This is a genomic window from Streptomyces sp. NPDC047117 (assembly GCF_040643545.1).
GTDB lineage: Bacteria > Actinomycetota > Actinomycetes > Streptomycetales > Streptomycetaceae > Streptomyces.
In genome coordinates this window covers 14,398-32,806 of sequence record NZ_JBEYUN010000015.1, presented here as the reverse complement: position 1 = coordinate 32,806, position 18,409 = coordinate 14,398, and the positions used below count along the sequence as shown (strand labels likewise).

General features: G+C 68.2%; 8 protein-coding genes. 3 read left to right on the top strand and 5 right to left on the bottom strand.

The window, feature by feature from the left end:
- Positions 1-16: 16 nt before the first annotated feature.
- The 3 genes from pglZ to ABZ840_RS26470 form a co-directional block, all read right to left on the bottom strand.
- Complete coding sequence (gene pglZ, locus ABZ840_RS26480) at positions 17-2,923, bottom strand: BREX-2 system phosphatase PglZ (RefSeq protein ID WP_361562901.1); 2,907 nt, start codon at positions 2,921-2,923, stop codon at positions 17-19.
- Positions 2,920-6,828: a phage resistance protein gene (locus ABZ840_RS26475; RefSeq protein WP_361562899.1), complete on the bottom strand. Its 3,909-nt coding sequence runs from the start codon at positions 6,826-6,828 to the stop codon at positions 2,920-2,922. Before ABZ840_RS26475 ends, pglZ begins: the two co-directional genes overlap by 4 nt.
- A gap of 580 nt (positions 6,829-7,408) precedes the next feature.
- Complete coding sequence (locus tag ABZ840_RS26470) at positions 7,409-7,624, bottom strand: hypothetical protein (protein WP_361562898.1); 216 nt, start codon at positions 7,622-7,624, stop codon at positions 7,409-7,411.
- 206 nt (positions 7,625-7,830) lie between these two features.
- Here ABZ840_RS26470 and ABZ840_RS26465 point away from each other — a divergent pair, with 206 nt between their 5' ends.
- Positions 7,831-8,673, top strand: a complete 843-nt coding sequence (locus ABZ840_RS26465) for a helix-turn-helix transcriptional regulator (protein ID WP_361562896.1) — start codon at positions 7,831-7,833, stop codon at positions 8,671-8,673.
- Positions 8,655-8,864: a DUF397 domain-containing protein gene (locus ABZ840_RS26460; RefSeq protein ID WP_361562894.1), complete on the top strand. Its 210-nt coding sequence runs from the start codon at positions 8,655-8,657 to the stop codon at positions 8,862-8,864. The genes ABZ840_RS26465 and ABZ840_RS26460 overlap by 19 nt, the downstream gene beginning before the upstream one ends.
- A 79-nt stretch (positions 8,865-8,943) precedes the next feature.
- Here the strand turns inward: ABZ840_RS26460 and pglX are convergent, their stop codons facing one another.
- The gene (pglX, locus tag ABZ840_RS26455; protein ID WP_361562892.1) at positions 8,944-12,570 is read right to left on the bottom strand and encodes a BREX-2 system adenine-specific DNA-methyltransferase PglX; all 3,627 of its coding nucleotides are present in this window, start codon (positions 12,568-12,570) and stop codon (positions 8,944-8,946) included.
- Between the two features lie 121 nt (positions 12,571-12,691).
- On the bottom strand, positions 12,692-17,326 hold the full coding sequence (pglW, locus tag ABZ840_RS26450; protein ID WP_361563128.1) for a BREX system serine/threonine kinase PglW: 4,635 nt from the start codon (positions 17,324-17,326) through the stop codon (positions 12,692-12,694).
- Positions 17,327-17,430: 104 nt separating this feature from the next.
- Between pglW and ABZ840_RS26445 the strand changes: the two genes are divergently transcribed.
- A complete protein-coding gene (locus ABZ840_RS26445) occupies positions 17,431-18,384 on the top strand; it encodes a DUF4232 domain-containing protein (protein ID WP_361562891.1) in 954 nt (317 codons plus the stop codon).
- Positions 18,385-18,409: the final 25 nt, after the last annotated feature.

Here is an 18,409-nt window from a genome sequence, read left to right as displayed (position 1 = left end):
TCCTCTGTGAGCGGGCTCAGTCGAGCCCGAACTGCTCCCGCAGCAGACCGGTATGGAGTCGCAGGGTTCGCCCGTCCGGGAGCGTTTCCAGGACCTGGACGCCGTCGTAGTTGAGGAGCTGACGCAGGACCGCTGCAAAGCCGTCGGCACGGCCGGCCGGGTGATCGGCGCGCTGTGCCACGGCGGTCACCGGGAGTGTGCCACCCGCGTCGAGAAGGGCACGCAGCGCCTTCTCGACCTTGTCCGTCGGCGGTTTGCGGGCGAGCAGGCCCACCTGGTCCCGGAATGCCTCCGAGTCGAAGAGCGCGGCGACCAGCGCCTCGTCCGGAGCGACCGGCGGCGCGGTGTCGCCCCGGGCCGCGTCCCCCTCGTACGTCGGTACGGAGGGGGCGACGTCGAACAGCGACTCATGGGTCTCGGCCAGTTCCAGCTGCGCCTTCGTCGGCTTCTGCTGCTGGCGGCCCGGCTTCTGCGGCACCACGGCTGCCTCGGCCCGCACCGCGGCAGGCGCGGGTGGCTGCCCGTCCAGGAACCACCAGGACGGACGCTGGTCACCCAGCTCTCGCCAGTCCTTGGGCGGCGGGGCACCGAACGGCAGGAACGCGAGGACCGGGATGGCGAACTCGGCGAGCGACGCCCCGCCGTGATATCCCGCCTTGCGAGCCGTGTAGCGGGTGTCCGCGTCCCACAGGGCGACGAACGAGGCACCGGGCTCGGGGGAGACCACGCGCGGCCCGGAGAGTGTGATCTCGGTGCTGCCCAGGGCCCCGCCGGAAGCGCGGTGGCGGGCGGACTCCGGCACGGTGGCCGCTTCCTGCCTGACGCCGTGCCGGTCCACGACATGACCGTGGTCGCTGGTCAGGATCACTGCCATGCCCTGGGCAGCAGCGACCCGCAGCAGGTCCTGCAGCGAGCCGATCTCGTCGATGTGCCAGGCCCCGTCGCCGAGCTTTTGCTCCTTGGCGAGCCGGTCGTCGATGGTGTTCAGGACCACGGCGACATGGGTCCGCTCGTCGGCGAGCGCCTCGGTGAGCGCCGGACCGAACGTGTCTCCGGCGCTCTCGGCCCGCAGGTCGTCCTTGTGGAACACGGCGGCCGGCGCCCCGCCCCAGAACCCGTGGGCGGGAAACAGCCGCTCCTCGTCGGCCTGCGTCCCCGTCATCAGCTTCCCCGCGAACAGGGAGGTACGGGAGACCGCGGTCAGCGTGGGGAGGGCAGCAGCCATCGCGCGACGGCGCGGCGCGCCCTCGTTCACCGGATCGAACTCCGCCCAGGACGAGCGGAGGTCCTCACCGAGCTCGCCGGCGATGGCCGCGCTCATCCCGTCCAGGACGATCAGCAGTACACGTCGGCCGTCCCCGCCTCGTACGACCGGCTTCACGACCCGGTCGAGGAACGTCTCCACCGTCAGCATCGTGCGGGGCGGCGTACCCGCGGCTGTCCAGCCGGCCAGGGTGCCGGCGAAGGCGCGGTCGATCTCGTGCCGCCGCTGCCGGACCCGTACGCAGAGCTTGTCGTAGGCGGCCTTGAGTACGGGGTCGGGGTCCCCGCCCGCCTCGATGTGATCCAGCGCGCTGTCCGCCCAACCGGTCTCGGCGACCTGGCGCTGGATGGTGGCAGCCACCGTCTCGGACTCGACGGCCGGCTCCGTGGCCAGCCATTGGGCCAGTCGCTGAGCCATCCGGGTCCGCTCCAGACGCGCCCGGGCCTCCGGTGCATCGGCACGCTTGTGGGCACTCAGGGCGCGGACCGCCTCGGCGACGGCAAGAGGCCGCTCCGAGGCCAGCGCCCGGCCGACGGCCGCGAACCTGGCCTCCAGGCCGGCTGCCAGCACCGGACTCGCCTGGGCGGCGGCCTCCGCGCCGAACTGGCGGACCAGCGCGGACGCCCGGTCCAGGACCGTGTCACTGATCCGCCGTGCCTCACGGGCGCCTTCCGTGGTGTCGCCCGTGCCGCGTGCCGCGGAGGCCAGCAGCGCGCAGAGATATTCCTCCGACGCCCGTCCGAAGGCGGACACCAAGGCGTCGAGCTGTTCACCGGCGGCCGGCGGCTGCTCCCCGAACCAGCGCTCGGCACGCCCCCGCGCCCGGTACGTGACGGCGTCCGGCTCGGCGTGCAGCCACAGCGCCGCGCACACCAGGCCGAAGGCCACCGCTTCCGGACCATGCTCGGCGTCGGCCAGCGCCAGCAGCGCTCGCCCGCCCGGACCGGCCTGGTCCTCCTCACCGAGGAACGCCGCCAAACCGGCGCGTTCCGGGCCACGCAGTTCGAGCAGCCGCTCCGGCCCGCCGGGGGTCAGGGACCAGCCGAGCAGGGCATGGGTGTCGAGGCTGTCGCCCGCGCGGGCACTGCTCGAGCGGCCTGCTTCGGTGTCGTACCGGCCCAGCCGCAGCCGGCGCAGCGCCAGAGCGGACAGGGCCGTACGTCGGGACAGGATGCCGCCTGCGAGGGGCGGCCAGCCACCCGGCGGGGTAGCGTCCAGCAGCGCCTCCGCTGCCCAGTTGGCATCCTTGAGGCGGGGATCGACCTGTTGGGCACCGAACGCCTCGCGGACCACGTCCCAGCTGTCCACGGCCTCGACGCCCTGTTTGTGGGCGCGGGCCAGGATCGCCGGGTCGAGTTCCTTCTGCTCGCGATCGGTGAGTACGACAAGGACGGCCGGTCCCGTCGCCCCTTCCGCGAGATGGTCCAGGACCAGCTCGTGGACGGCGAGCGGCGACGGCCCGGTCGCGACACGCGCCGTCTGCCCATCGCCCCACACGGGCTCTGCGGGACCGTCCCACTGCGGCGCGGAGCGCAGCAGGACCGCCCGGCGCTTGCCACTGCCGGTGAGGGAGGCGACGAGCGAGGTGCGGGAGGACAGGTACTGAGTGACGGTCGCCAGGTTCAGTCGTACGGCGACCGTGGTGGCTGCAGCGCTCATGAGTCGATCACCCGCCAAGTGATCTCGATGGTGGCACCGGGGTCTCTCGACGCCAGCTCGGCCAGCTCCGCGCGCAGTTCGGACACCGCGCGGGCGGCCGTCGTCACTCCTCCGCCGGAACGCCGGCCACGCCCCGCCCGACCCTTCCCGGAGGCGGCCGAAGGGGACGCCGTCTCGGAAACAGGCGGGTGGCTGGTCTCCGTGGTCAGCGGCACGTCACCGGCACGCGGTGGTGCAGGAGTGGGCGCGGGGGGTGGTGTGGCCGCCGCACGGTTGCGCTTCACCAGGGCCAGTACCTCGCGCTGCGTGCGTACCAGGGCACCTTGCAGGTCGTTGCTGGGCCGCTGCACGTCGCGAGCGACGTTCCGCAGCGACTCAAGGAGAGCCTCCCCTTCCGGGCCCTCGGCCGAGGCCAGGTCCAGGGTGCTCCACGACGCCGAGGCCAGCGCCTCGGCCACCGCTCGCGCCTTGGTGAGGGACGTCCCGCAGGCCTCGGCGGTCACCGGGCCGAGGTCGAAGGCGGCAAGTGCTTCCACCGTCTTCCTGGCTCCGGCCGCACCCTGGCCCGCCGCTTGTACGAGGACCTTGAGCAGGTCGACGGCGCGCCGGGCGAGGGCGAGGCGGCCCGTTTCGTCGGCATCGTCGAGCTGCAGGAATACGGCGTGTTCCTCCAGCTGCCGTACGAGTTCTGCGGCCGGCTCCTGGTGGGTGCGCGCCTGCTCGGTGATCTGGCGGGCGAACTGGTTGACCATGCGGCCGCGCCGTAGCGCGGGTGCCTTCTGCCCGAAGACCGTCTCGAAGCGCTGCCGGGCCGTCTCCCAGTCCTCCTCCGAGGGCAGCGGCTGGCTACGCAGCGCGTCATGGTCCTTGATCTGCGACAGCTCGGGAGCCGGGTCGAGCGGCATGCCGCCCCGGACCCATACCCGGTCGTCCATCTCGGCGAAGGACGCCACGACCAACTTGGCGAGGAAGTCGGGCAGCCCACGCGGCTGTGGCGCGTCGGTCCAGTCGGTGAGGGGGATCAGGGAGAGGTCACCGGTGACACCCCGCTCGCGCGCCAGCTGCCGGAAGTGGTCCGCCCAGTAAAGAGACAGCTCGAAGTACGCCTCCTTCTGTTGGCCGAGCCGCAGCGGCCCGGCCAGCCGTTGCATCAGCCTGCGGTCACCGGCCGGAACCTCCGTACGCCGGTCCCGGGCCTCGGCCGCGGCCTGGATGTGGGTGAACACCTTGCGGGCATCGGCGGGCCTGACGGCAGGACCGTTGCCTTCGGGGTCGAGATCCGGATGGTCCGGGTACTGACTGGCCAGCAGTCTGCCCGCGATGTGCCGCACGCCGTCGTGCAGCGACTGGCCGAAGGAGAGCGTGAGCCCGTCGACCTCCCGCAGCGACTCCAGGTGGTCGTCGAAGCCCAGCTCCACGTCCGTGGCCTTCTTGTCGGCGAGGCCGTAAGCCTGCTTGAAGGCGGCTCTGACGTTCTTGAGCAGGGACTCCCGCTGGGTCTCCAGCAGCCCCTTGGCACGGGCCCGGTTGTCGGCGTTGAGGTGGCCGGCGTACTGGGTGTCGAAGCGCTGCTCGTCGGCGAGCGCCTTGTCGATGACGACGAGCCGCCGGAAGTCCGCGTACCGCTGGCCGGCGAGGTGCGCCGGCAGCCAGGCGACGGTGCGCGACCGCTCGCCCTGCTGCCGGTCCCGCAGCCGCCGCATGCGGTTGACGTCGTCCACGGGCCCGTACGCGCCCTCGTCGAAGGGCAGATCGACGGCTATCCGCCAACGCCCCTCCTCCTGGGGTACCAGGTCGTGGTCGGGCAGCTCGTCCTCGTCCGCGATGTTCCCGAAGACGACCTCGACGCTGCGGTTCGTGCCGCGCCACACGAAGTGCAGCTCGTCGATCAGCTGCCCCTGTTCGATGCCCAGTTCCTCCGCGAGGAGTCGCTTGGCGAGCGCGAGACGGTTGCCCGGGTTGTCGTTGACGTTGGCGTTGGCGATGACCGAGTCCACGTCGACGCCGGAGAGCTCCAGCCGGACACCCGGGTTGGCGTCGGTGCCGGTCTCCTTGATCTCCGGGAAGCGGCCCGCCCACTCGGCCACCTTGTTTTTCAGGATGCCGTACTCGCGCCCGGGGATCGGTGCGACAACGGAGCCGTAGTTGAGCGCGGAGAGCCGCCGGATCGTCAGATCGGCAAGGGCCGGCACGCTGGGCGCAAGCGCGGAGAGCAGCAGAGTCCCGATGATCCTGTTGTCCCCGACGAAGGTTTTCACCCGCCCCCGCAACTCCTGGTCGGTGATGCTCTCGGGACGGTGGATGTACTGCTCGACGTCCTCCTCCGAGACGTTGTACGTGGCGAGGAGGTACGGCCGCAGCTTGGTGCGGTACAGCTTGTCGGCCGCCTCGAAGACGACCTTCAGGCTGTCGGTGAAAGGCTTGTCGCCGCCCGAGGTGATCAGCGGGTAAAGGTCGCCCACCGGGATCAGGTCGCCCAGGCGCAGCTCGTGGCGGTGATCGGCCAGCAGCTGGCCCATCAGCTTCATACCGGTCCGGTTCCGCTGCAGCGCGGACGACACATGAACGAGGGTGTCCATGAACGCAGGCGAGAACGGGTACGTAAGCCGGAAACTCTCCTCATCCGCACCGACCCCGTCGGCACCACGATCGGAGCCGAGAAGGGTGTCCCACACCTCCTGGCGGACCTTCCGCGTCTTCTCGAACTCGGCGTTGACGAGCGCGGCCGCCTCCACACTCTTGGGCTGGAGAAGCCGGGCGTGCGCGATCTGCGGGAGGTTGCGGTCCTCTAACGTGATCTTGTCGAAGCGGCCCGACGCCAGGTTCAGGGTGTCCTGGATGGACGACTCCGCCGCACCGGACACCTCCTCACCCACGAGCTCGCGCAGGTCACGCTGGCGGGCGATGAAGGAGACCACCGGAATGGCGCGGCGTGCGTCGCCACCCTCCACGAAGTTCGTGATCTTGCCGGCTTCCCGGGCCACGAACTTCTGATCATGAATGAGCGTGGCGAGCCACAGAATCAGCTCGTCCATGAAGAGAATCAGCCCGTCGTAGCCGATCGACTTCGCATGCTCGGCGATCACCGACAGTCCTGCGTCGAGTGAGATGAACCCGTTCTCGTCCTCGATGGCGTTCTTCGCGAAGCCCGGCAGCAGATTCGTACTCGCATCCTGCACGAGCCGCGCCCGCAGCTCGGCCGGCGTCGACGGACTTACCAGGTTCAGCGCCTGCCCCGACTCATGCACCTCCTCGGCCCCGAGCGCACTGTCCACCAACTCCGGCGACCAGGCGAAGGACTCGCCCCACTCGTCGTCCTCGCCCCCGGCGTCCGCCCCGTCGGCTGCCGCGAGCCCGTCGATGATGAACTGATCCCCGTGCCGGGACCGCAGTGCCCGGATGTCCTCGAAGAGCGAGTCCGTCCGGTACACCTGCGGTATCGGTGCCTCCGGGTGCAGCTTCTTCACGTGGCTGACGTAACCACCGAGGACGCGCTGCTCCAGCGCCTTGGCCCCGAGCATGTGGTACGGCACGAGCAGGAACTTCTTCCCGTCCGTACCGAGCCACTCGTGCTTGGCGAGCACCGGGTCGAAGTCGGCCCGCGAACGTGCCGCCGGGGCCCCGCTGAGCAGCGCATGCAGCACCGCCATGAAGTGCGACTTACCCGAACCGAACGATCCGTGCAGGTAGGCCGCCTTGGAAGTGTGCCCGTCCAGAGCGGACTTGATGAGGCCGAGCGCCTCGTCGAAGTTCTCCAGCAGCCGCTCCGTGACGACGTAGTCCCTGAGCGCGTGCTCGGCGCCCCCGGGAGACGTCGCCTCGGACAGCTGGAGGACGAAGTCCGAGGTGGAAATGGACTCCTTGATGTCGATGACATCGCGGAGCAGTGGCGGCTGCTGGGCCATTGCGGGTCTCGCTCTCCTTCTGACGGCGTACGGCGACGCGGTCCGTGGTGCTTGCGGTGCGGCGTTGTGTGGCCCGGAGTGGTGCCGTGCGACATGGCGTTCTGTTGTACGTAGGTCAAGTCTCTTCATGACATTGTCCGATATCCACACTGCACGCCAAGCGCCTTATGGGAATCTCCTGAAACTCTGCCCACAGCATCGCACCCTGAACTGACGGCGGCTGACCCGCCGTCAGCGACGAACGGGCCAGCGGGAACGGTGTCGCGGGGGCGCGAGGGCCGGGGCGGGAGAGTGGGTGCGGAAGCCTCTCGGGGCCTTGCCGCCTCCAGCCCTCCGCCCTTCCCTCAACTTCGTCCGGACTCTTTCCGGCTGCGCGCGTTGACCTCGGTGAGACGGGCGCTCAGCAACTCCGCCTGTCCAATGGGTTCGACGCAGTCCCGCTCTGCGTCCCAATCACGACCGCCGCTGAGCGGGCGCAGCTGCATGTACGTGCCGTGACTGCTCATCACCACGCCGAAGCGGTCGCAGGCGACATCCCGAACGGCTTCGCCGACAGCGGGGTACTCACCCCTGGAGCTTGTCACCTGGCGGCCCCGTTCCTGATCACGTCCGCCAGTGCGAGAGCGACGGGAGCCGAGCACACCCCCAGCTGCACGAGGGCGTACCGCGCCTCGCCCGCCCAGGGGGTGCGGATGTCCATTGCGGGCAACTGGATGCCCGCTTGTCGCAACGCTGCGGCAAGCGCGTCGCGGGCCTCCAGGGCTTCCCGCACCTTTGCTTGGGCTGTCGCGGTCATGGGCCTTCTCCCTCTGTCGTCCACTGCCGTTTGGTTGTTCCGCTGCCCTGGTCGCACGACGTGGATTACTGTGCGTAGCGAGGGCATTGCGAGCATGTATCCGGAGAAGGCCGCGGGCACCTCGGGCGAGCTGTGCTTCCCCGCCGTACGGCGGTAGTTCCACACCTTCCACGGACGCGTACGCACATGTACGAAGGGGAGCGCCTATGCCGCCGAGACGGGTCATCACGGGGCGGAGCCAGGAGCCACGTCAACGGTTCGCGGAGGAGTTGCGGTCGCTCCGGATGCAGAAGGGCTACAGCCTGCGGCCGCTCGGCGACCGGCTCGGCTGGGACTGGTCGCTGTTCGGCAAGATGGAGAACGGTGAGACGCTCGGCGGTCCGGAGGTCGTACAAGCCCTGGACCAGCACTACGAAACGCCGGGTCTGTTGCTGGCGCTGTGGGAGCTGGCAGCGGGTGACCACAAACAGTTCCGCGAGCGGTACCGGCGCTACATGGCGCTGGAGGCTGAGGCGGTGAGCCTGTGGCACTTCGCGGTGAGCGTCCTGCCGGGCTTGCTCCAGACGCCGGGGTATGCGCGAGAGGTACTCGCGGCCGGCGGACTGAAGGGGCCGGAGCTGGAGCAGCAGGTTGGGGCGCGGATGGGGCGGCGGGAGTTGCTGGAAGGGGAGGATGCCCCGCCCTTCCGTACGATCCTGTCGGAGGCGGTGTTGCGCACGGCCCCGCGGGATTCGGGAGAGTGGCGGGGGCAGCTGGAGTATCTGGCGGAGGCGGCAGAACGCCCGAACCTCATAGTTCACGTACTGCCGCACAGCGCGGGAATGCACGGCTTGATGGGGGCTGCCGTCATGTTCCTACGCCTCCCCGAGGGGCGTACTGTGGCGTACACGGAAAACGGCTACCGGGGCGAACTCATCGAGGAAACACAGCCGGTCGAGAAGTTGCAGCTCGCATACGATGCGGTGCGCGACCTGGCGTTGTCCTCGGCCGAGTCGCGGAAGTTCGTCCTGCGTATCTTGGAGGAAGTGCCGTGCGATCCATCGACCTGAGTACCGCAACCTGGCGCAAGAGCAGCTACAGCAATCAGGACGGCGGCGAGTGCGTGGAGGTTTCCGACGACTACACCGGTGTCGTGCCAGTACGGGACAGCAAGAACCAGGACGGCCCGATGCTCGTGTTCCCGGCGGACGACTGGGCGTCCTTCGTTGCCGCCGTCAAGGAAGGTCAGTTGACCGTCTGAAGCGCTCCAACGGTGCCGCCAGTAGAACGGCCCCCACGATTTGCTGATCGCGGGGGCCGTTGGTGGTGTGCTCAGCGGGTCACTTCTTGGTGGTACGACGTCCACGAGTCGCCGGGACCGGTCGCCAAGCACGCAGGTCATCATCGGTCAGGCCGTGCTCGCCCTGCACCATCTGCCGGTCGCCCCGGAAGAACGCGGCGGGGGATGCGCCGAAGGCGGCATCGAAATCGCCATGCCACTGGTTCAGCCATGGCTGGAGTTCCAACAGCCCGGCCAAGAAGGGAGTCAACTGCTCACTGGTCAGCTCCTCGTGGGAGGCGATGTGCGCGTCGAGGGCGTATGCCTGCTCCCGGTGGTCCCAGCCGGCCCAGCCGTACAGGTCAGGAGTAGCCGCGTTGGTCTGCCCGTACGAGATGAACCGCTCCTTGGGCACGTCCAGCTTGCCGCGTGCGCGCCAGTAGGAGGGGCGCAGGAAGTCAGCCGAGGTGTACTTCGGCGGCACGGGAATGGAGTCCCGGATCTTCCGCTTCGTGGGCTCGTCCGGCGCGGCGTCCTCCTCCCGCTGAAGCTCCCAGACGTGCTCCCAGTCCTCCCGCTTCTTCAGCCCGCTCGGCTTGTACCGCAGGGCAGCGAGGAACGGCACATGCTCGTCCGTCATCAATTCGGCGACGACGGTCGGCAGTTCCTTCCGAGGCGCGTAAATCTTCGCAACAGAAACGAAGTTCTCATCCCGCGAAAGCGCATCGATAAGCCGTGACAGCGTTACAAGTGCGGGCATCTCATTCTCATCGAACCAGTGCTCACGCTTCTCGATCCGGTCGAGCAGCCACCCCCGAAGGGCCTTCTCCTGCAGCGCATCCCACCCCTCGGTAGCCCACCGCCGCTTGTACTCCGGCCGCTCAACCATCCCAATGGCCCGGCTGCTCTCGATGGCATCGATCCGCTTCTGCACAACCTCCCGATAGGCGGCTGGCCAGTGCTCGGGTATCTCGGTAATAGGCGTAGACCCATGCCGCTTAAACCACTCCCCACTGGCCTCCCCAGCAGCCACCCGCCGAGCCAGCACAATCTCAAACGCCCGCTCCCCGAGAGCAAGCTCAGGGATGTTCGGGTCGTCGGGGTCTTCTGAAACGCGGAGATCGTTGGAGTGCAGCTGGTAGAGCGAGTAAACCTGCCAGTCCAACTCCTCCTGAAGTGCAATCATTCGAGCCCGGGTGGAGTGCCAGGTGACACGCGCATCGCGGAGAGTGGCGGCGGTGGGGGTGGCTTCGGTGGCGAGGGCGGACGGACTAAGGGCGGCGAGTTGCTGTGCGAGGAAGTCCAGTGCGCCGGCGAAGGAAGTGGGGCAGCAGGAAGGCAAAGGAAAGCATCGCAACCTGGCGACTGTGAGTTCGTAGTTGTTCTTCCAGGATTCGCTACCCATCGCGGCATATCCGGCCTCGACTCGCGCTCCGCCTCCCTCGCCTTTATTGTGGCTCATTTGCTGAAGCCAAAAGCAGGCGGTGGAACTGTTAAGTAATCCGAGTAGCTCGATATGGGTTTCCTCGGATGCTCCTTCTGGTAGTTTGATGACAGGTGCTGATTGTTTGAATACCTTACCTCCTCGATCTAGTAGAAACTGGTTGTTTGTCGATACGACGGTGTATGCGATAGAGAGTGGAATCCGGTATCGCTCCGTGAAGAACATGGAGTACTCGAACCATGTTAGCCCTCTGGCTAGCTGATCCTTTCCGAAAGCTACACGCCTGGATAGATGGACTCTGCGCGGCCAAAGGGCGCGCTCCACAGCCTCGGGTGCCTCCGCGGTCAGGTCCTGGCTGGAGTAGGGCCAAAGGGATGTGATCGGGTCCCATGTAAGGTAATCACGAATCTCCGCACCGGCTACGATTGGCCGCTGATACTTCGAGGATATGTCGAGCCTTCGGAGCGTAGCTTCACCGAGCTCGTAGGCTTCGTGTTCGCGCGGAACGGCTCCAGCGCCTATGTCATGCGCGAGGTCAAGGAGCCTCTTTGTGCTCGCGCCCTGTAGCTCCTCAACGAGCTCCAGTCCGCCGTCCAGTAGGATCCACGGCTGCCTTCCGAAGTGCTGGTCACGGTCGAGATCATCTACGGTTGTCCATCGACTAACGGAACCGGGGTGGTCGATTTGGTTAACGATTGACTTCCATACGTATCCATTCTCGGCGTTCTTCGGCGGACCGGGTTCACCCTGAACGCTGCGAACAGTTCGGATGGCGGTTGTGCGATCCTTGCCTGATCGTGGTGTGCCGATGAGGATCACCGTCGGCGTTCCATGGCCGGGGATGTACGCACCAGACGTGTCAATGACCTCTGTCAGTTCAACTTTGTTAGCGAAGTACTCCTCGATCAGCTTTGAGCCGAATCCCTGTTTCATGAAAGAGTTAGCAGTGATTTGGCCGACTCGCCCGTAGCTGTGATCGTTGGCGCTTCCTTGTTTTGCGAGTTCAAAGAATCTTTGGGCGAATGGCACGGACAGTGCGTATGAACCTCCGCAAGCGTCGTACAGCTCCCGATACAAGGAATTGAGCCTCTTGTCCTTTACGGTGACATACGGCGGATTCCCCACCACTACGTGATACCGTCCCGGCTGTAGGATTCCTGAATGGTCGTGCACGTCCTCCGTTGCATAGATGAAATCTGCTAGCGAGTCCTCATTCGTCTCATCGAATAGGCTTAACTCCAACTGCCGTGTTTTGAGGAGTGAGTCGCCTACTGCCAGGTGGATCGGCCATTCGTATCTCGCGGCCTCCGCCATCGTCCGGACGCCGCTTGCTGCCATCGCTGCCACCAGCAAGCGGAAGCGTGCAATGGCTACCGCGAACGGGTTCAGGTCGACGCCGTGTACCGAATCCAGCGCGGCTCGGACCCGCTCGTGTACGTCCTTGTGCGGCTGGCCGTCGGCCCACAAGCGCACGAGGCGGCGGAACGCGCCCAGTACGAAGTGGCCCGAGCCGCAGGTGGGGTCGATCATCCTTAACCCCTGGTAGCCGAACTCCCGCACCGCCGGGGTCATCGTCCGGTCGAGGATGAATTCCTCTACGAACTCCGGGGTTTGGAGGAGCGCGTACGTTTTACGCGCCGCCTCGCTCAGGTCCTGGTACAGGTCGCCCAGGAAGCGGGTGTCCCAGCCCTCCGTGCCGTCCCCGTTCTCACGCAGCTCGTCCGTGAAGTCGTGGATCAGGACGCCGGACTCGTTGTGCTCGCGCCAGAAGGTGATCAGGTCTCGCGCACCATCGTGGGAGAGCGGGATCTGGAAGAGCGGGTTGTGCTTGCGGTCAAACAGGAGGCGGCCCGCTTGGCCGGCGCCCAGTTCCGCGAACGCCGCCTCCAGCCAGCCGCGGAACGTCGGGTCGGCATCCGTCTCGACGTACGCCTCGTAGCGCGCCAGTGCCAAGTCGTGGCGATCCGGCTCCGGGGACGTCAGATACGGCTCCGGGATCAGATGGTTGTCCTCGCAGAAGCGGACGAAGACTGTGCCGAGGACCCACGCCACCGCGACCTGCGTGACGCGGTCTTCGAGCCATGCATTCCACGTCGCCGCCGTACGGCCGAGCTTGCGGGCCCGGTCGTACTCGGCGCGTAGGCGGATGCCTTCCTCGACGAACTTCACCTGCTTCGCCAGGTCCGCCTCGACCGCTTTGACCTGCCGCTTCAGGTCCTCTAACAGAGCCTTACGGTCGATCACTTGGCGTCTCCCTCGGGTCGTTCTAAGTGCTGAAATGCTCAGATTTCAGTTGTCAGTTCTCAGTGACTGCGGCCCTGGTTGCCCGCACATCGTCGGCGGCAGAGTCGGGTTCGGAGGCGGGTCAGGAGCCGGACCCCGGCGCCGAATGCGCTCGGTGCGCGTTCTGGACCCACGAGTCCGGGAGTTCGATCCACTCGCCCAGGCCCGCCTGGTACGGCACTGCGGCCTGGCTCAGCTTCGGTTCGCGGGTCGGGTCGCCCTGCGGTACGAGCAGCCACAAGCCGCGGCCGCCGCGGCGTGCTGTCTCCGCGAGGCGGTCCAGTACGCCCATCGCGTCGTACCGCGCGAAGACCGCGGCCTCGGTGAGGAGGACGGGAGCCAGAGCAACACCGGCACCGGTCTCCAGCAGCTCCCGTACCCGCGGCTCCACCGCGCCCCACGCCGTCCGTGCGTACTCGGCGAACTTGAGCGCACCCCGAGACCCGGGCTCGGCCACGTCCGCCTTGAGCAGGGTCTCCCATGTCGGCTTCGTGCCGGGGGTGACCAGGGCGTGCATGGACTCCAGGAATAGTTCCGTCACTGAGAGGACGTGGGCGCCGATGCGGCCCCCGGTGCCCAGTTCCCGTACGGCCTCGCGGACGAGGCCTTGTCGTACCGTCAGGACGCGGTATCCGTCGCGTTGGGCCGACGCCGTGAGACGTTCCTCGGCGCGGATCGCGCCGGCGAGGAGCGGGTCGTCGGAGTAACGGGTCGCCTCGCCCGTATCCGTGGACTGGCGGCCGGCACCGGTCGTCAGGTAGCTGGACGCGTTGTCCATCCGCGTGGGCAGATAGCGCAGTGTCTTCGTGTTCTTGCGGGTGGAGAGCGTGAGGTCGAAGCCGGCGTCGCGCAGCGCCTTGGTCAGCGGGCCGCCGGTCGGCAGCTCGTGGGTGGCGGTGCCGCGGGGGCCGACGACGACCAGCTCGGGGAAACGGGCCCGTACGCGCTCGTGCACGTCCTCGCCGGTCACGCCGGGCTGCCGCTCCTCCGGCACGCCGGGGATCAGGCGCACGAGGCCCGCCTGCGTGAGGCGCAGTGCGCGTACCAGGGGGAGATTGCGCGGGTAGATCTCCAGGCGGGGGGTTGCCGCGGCGTTGACCGAGGCCGCGGCCGCCAGCTCTACCAGGCGTCGCTCGTCCCACTCGATAGCTCCCGGCGGCGGGGTGAGCGCGCCCAGTTCGCTGAGTACCGTCGTCGCGGTCGGCAGCGTGTCGAGCTTGGCGAGGCGGTCGGCCGTACGGCCCAGACGCGTCGCGTAGTCGAGGAGGCCGGGGGCGGTAGGGGTGTCGGGGGCGTCGTTCTCCCGTACGTCCAGCGCGAGCAGGCCCGCGCCCAGGGCTTCTTCCGTGGCCTTGCGGTTGGGCTGGTGCTGGAACTCGGCCTCCATCGGTTCGAGCTGCTCGACCTCCACCACGGCCCGTACCGCCGCGAGCGCCAGCGCACGTCGCTGCTCACGTTCGGACAGCTGCGTGCCGCGCCGCAGGGCGAGAGCGTCGGCGATCTCGACGGCGGAGGCGACCCGGCCCAGCCCGGCGAGGAGATCCATGACGTCGGCGCGCAGTGCCTGTATCGCCGGGTGCTTCTTCCAGCGCTTGCGCTCTTCCTTGAGCATCTGCGGGATGCGCCCGGCCGACAGGCCCAGTACGTCCGCGACGTCCTTCTGTTTGGGCCAGACGCCGATGTCGGGCAGCTCGCCACGCTCGTTGGGCAGCCGCAGGAGCAGCCGGACCATGTCGACCTTGTTGCGATTGGAGCCGTTGTTGTTCAGCTCCGGGACGAAGAGCGTGGCGAGGGTGTCCAGGCTGACCGAGCGGAGCGTTGCGGTGGACAGGCCGCCCGCGCTCTCGGTCGTCGCGAGCGTGCCGAGCAGCGCCGATTCTGCGGCCGTGAGCTGCGCCAGCTCTTCCTTCGCCTCGGCCCGGCCGCGGGGGGTCAGTGGTGAGACCGGCGCCTCGCGCAGCCGCTCGCCCCATTCGCGCTGGCGGCGCTGCACCTCGCTGCGGGTCTTGGCGCCCAGGCCCGGCGCGTTGACGAGCTTGCGGCGGCTGTGGTCGAGGAGATCGCCGACGGTGTTGATGCCGAGGCCGTAGAGGAAGGACTCCGCGGCCGGAGTGAGGCCGGCGGCCGAGAGGTGGGTGTCCCGGGTCACCTGCGCGGCGAGCTGCTCGCGCCGCTGCTCGGCGGTGAGCGGCTCGGCTTCCGCGATGGCGGCGACGCCGGGGGCCAGAGCCCGGTCGGTTGCCTCGGGGTGGTGGGACGACCGGTGGCTGGACGGCACGGTCTGTGCGGCGTCCAGGAAGATCTTTTTCCAGGCGTCCCGCATCGGCTTGAGCTCGGGGTATCGCTGTGCGACGTCCCGGTGGAGGGCCTTCTTGAAGAAGGCAACCAGACCGTCCCGCACTCCGGGATCGAAGGCGTCCGCGGCGATGACCGGGTGGGGGAGCTCTTTCGGGTCCGTCATCCGTGGGAGGACCGAGCCGTCTCCCCATTTCGGGAGCTCCCCGGAAGCCATCTGGTGGAGGGTGACGGCGACCGCGTACCGCTCGGCGTGTGAGTCGTAGGCGGTGCGGGTCAGCGTGCCGATGAAGGGGTCGAGATAGCCCTCCGTGCCGGCCTCGTAGTCCTTCGCCGGGTAGCCGGCGAGCGAGAAGTCGATGAGGACGAGCTCACGAGTGCGGTTCGGGCGGACGCGGATGGCGATGTTGTCCGGCTTGATGTCGCGGTGCCAGACGCTCTCGCCCTCCAGGAAATCGACGGCGCCAAAGAGGTAGTCGCCGTACGCCTCCAACTGGTCGATCGGGAGGCGGCCGCGCTCGCGCAGCTGACGCGCGACGGTTTCCTCGCGACGGCGGGTACGGGTGCTCGGCTCGGTGCTGTCACTGGTCTCCGCGCGCTCGTCGCCCACGTACTCCAGCGCGAGGGCCGTGCGCTCGCCGAGGCGCAGCGGCTCCGGCTCGACGAGCCTGATGACGCCCGAGGCGGGACGCAGCTGTCGCATCACCGCGGCTTCGCGGACCAGGATCTCGCCCCGGCTGTCGGAGAGCGCCACCTTGAGCACGGCGAGCGGGCGGGTGCCGCGCGCCTCGGCCTCCAGGTCACGTACGAGGAAGGCGCGGCTGGTCGACCCCGTGCCGAGGCGGCGGCGGACTTCCCAGCGGCCGCCCAGCACGTCGCCGGCGACGGCTTCCAGCGCGTCCTTCTCGGCGGCTTCCGGAGCGGGTGCCATTGCCGGGGAGGTGAGCGTGGACTCGACCAGCTCCAGCATCTCCAGGAACTCATCCACGGTGGACAGCCGCTGCACGGGGCGGTAGGCGGTGGCCGCCTGCACCAGATCGTCGATGTCCTCGGACAGGCCGTCGACCAGCGAACTGGGGCGCAGCCCCTCACCGGCCTCCAAGCGGGCCACCAGCTCCGCTTGGCTGGCAGCCGGTGCCTGGCCTGTGACCAGCAGATAGGTGAGGACGCCGAGGCCGTAGACATCCAGATACACCGGGTCGGCGTTGAGCGCGGTGAGCTCGGGGGCGAGATACGGGTCGGAGCCGTCGGACAGGTGCATCGCGGACAGCGCCGTCGGTGCGAACCGGCTCAGGCCTTCCGAGGAGCTGTCGGTGCTGCTGCGCTGCGTGGCGATCTGCCAGTCGGAGATCTGCAAGTGCGGGGCCAGCCATGCGGCTTCTTCGCCGACGGCCCGGCCTCGGCGGCCCCTGTTACGGGGAATGACGTGCACGGAACGGGCAGCCAGTGCCCGGTGGTGGATGCGGCTGGAGTGCGCTGACCGCATCGTCTCGGCCAACTGTCGCACGAGTGCCATGCGATCGAGGACGTCGAGTTTCTCCCCGTACTGGAGCAAGTACTCATCCAGGCGCAGGGTGTGCGGGTGGTAGTCGAAAATCAGTGCCGGGCCTGCGGAGTGGCCCGACGGGTCGTACTGCTTGAGCTGTACGGCACCGGGGTGGCGGAAGCGGCGCAGCACCGCGGCTTCGCGTCGGGCGGCGTTCTCCACCGATTGCCGGATGGAGGCATCCGAACCGCGCTCGCGCAAGTAGATGCGGACACGGGCGGCCTCGGGCAACTCGCTGTGGGTGGCGAGGTAGTCGGCCCAGGTCGGACCGGAGTCGAAGGACCGCCGCTCCAGTTGATAGGGGCCGATCTTGTACTCCGCGTCGCTGCGGCGGATGCCGATGCGCTCCAGGGCGCTCTTGATCTCACGGGAGCGGGTCGCGTCGATCCGCCGACTCGCATCGCGCGGTGGCCGCTTGAGCATCTCGACCAGCTCGGCGACGGTGTGGACACCATTCTGGTCGTGGGCCGGGAGCCGGACGCGTAAACCGTCGTTGGTGAAGCACACGGCCTCGCCGACCCACACGCGCTTGCCGTTCTGGCCGAGCAGGGTCGCCAGCTCCTTGGCCTTCTTGTTGACCAGGTGCAGCGGGTTGCCATGCGGGCGGCGGTGGCCCTTGGGCGTGGTCTGTATCCAGGTGCCGTTCTCACTGGTGAGCGAGCCGTGCCAGTTCTTCAACTCGATCATGCAGACGCCGCCCGGCGCGATGACGAGGAGGTCGACCTCCCGGACGTGCCCGGTGTTCGCGGTGAAGGTGAAGTTCGACCAGGCCCGCCAGGGGTCGGCGTCGGGCAACTGCTCGCGGATGGCTTCCAGACCGCGGCGCTCGTGGTCGAACTCGGACTCGGTGACCGTCGTCCACCGGCCTTCCCGCATGTGCTGTCCCCGCTTCGTGGTTCTGTGGCGCATGACCGTCCATATCGTTCGTCAGACAGTCATATGGGTGTGGCAAATCCTAACGGTGACCGTGCAATTCAGGGATGGCTGAGGCGAAGGTGATACGGAAGATGCGTACGAGCATTCCGCTTGTCCTGATGGCGTTTCTTGCGAATGGGCTGCTTCTGGCGGCGTGCGGGTCGGAGGTCGCAGGGCCGGCGGGTGACCGTTCGGCGCTGGGCGGCGGGGGCAGCGGGGCGGACAGCCCGGGCATCCCTGGTGACCCCGCCGATCTGGCGAAGGACGGTGTCAGGATCATCGGCATGAGCAGCGACCGGTCCACCGCTGACGCGCCGTCATCGGTTACCGCCGCTTTCGAGGTCACCAACCGGGAGGCCGAACCGTTCACGTATACCGTCACCTTCGACCTGCTGTCCGAGTCCGGAGGGGTACAGATGAACACGAACCGGACGGTGGCTTCCGTGCGGCCCGGTGGGACCGTGCGGAGTACCGTCCGCCTGGACGGGCGGACGGTCATGGGCGGCCAGGGGCGGGTGCGGATCGCCAAGGTCAGGCGCGTCCCGTCGGACGAGTTCCCGGCCGAGTCGGGGCCTTGTCCGGCTTCCGGGGTCCGCGTCACGGCAGATGCCGGCGACGCGGCGATGGGGCTACGCGTGGTGGGGCTACGCCTGCGGAACTGCGGAAAACGCACTTATCACCTCAATGGTTATCCGCTTCTCAAGCTGCTGGACGAGGACAGGAAACCGGTTTCCGGCATCCGGGTCCTGCGCGGCAGCGGCAGTATCGCCACCGTGGCCGGCTTCGACGCGCCGCCCCGGCCGGTGACCCTGAAACCGGGCGAGGCGGCGTCCGCCGGCCTGGTGTGGCGTAACACCACGGGTGGCGGTATAGCTGCGAACGTCCCGTACGTGCAGGTCAGGACCAAGTCCGGTGCCGGGGCCGTGACAGTGACGCCGGAGCTCGACCTCGGCACCACGGGCAAGCTCGGTGTCAGCCCGTGGAAGAAGGCCTCGAGCACTGAAACCCCGGCGCACTGAATCGGAAGCGGCTCGCCGCGGGCGA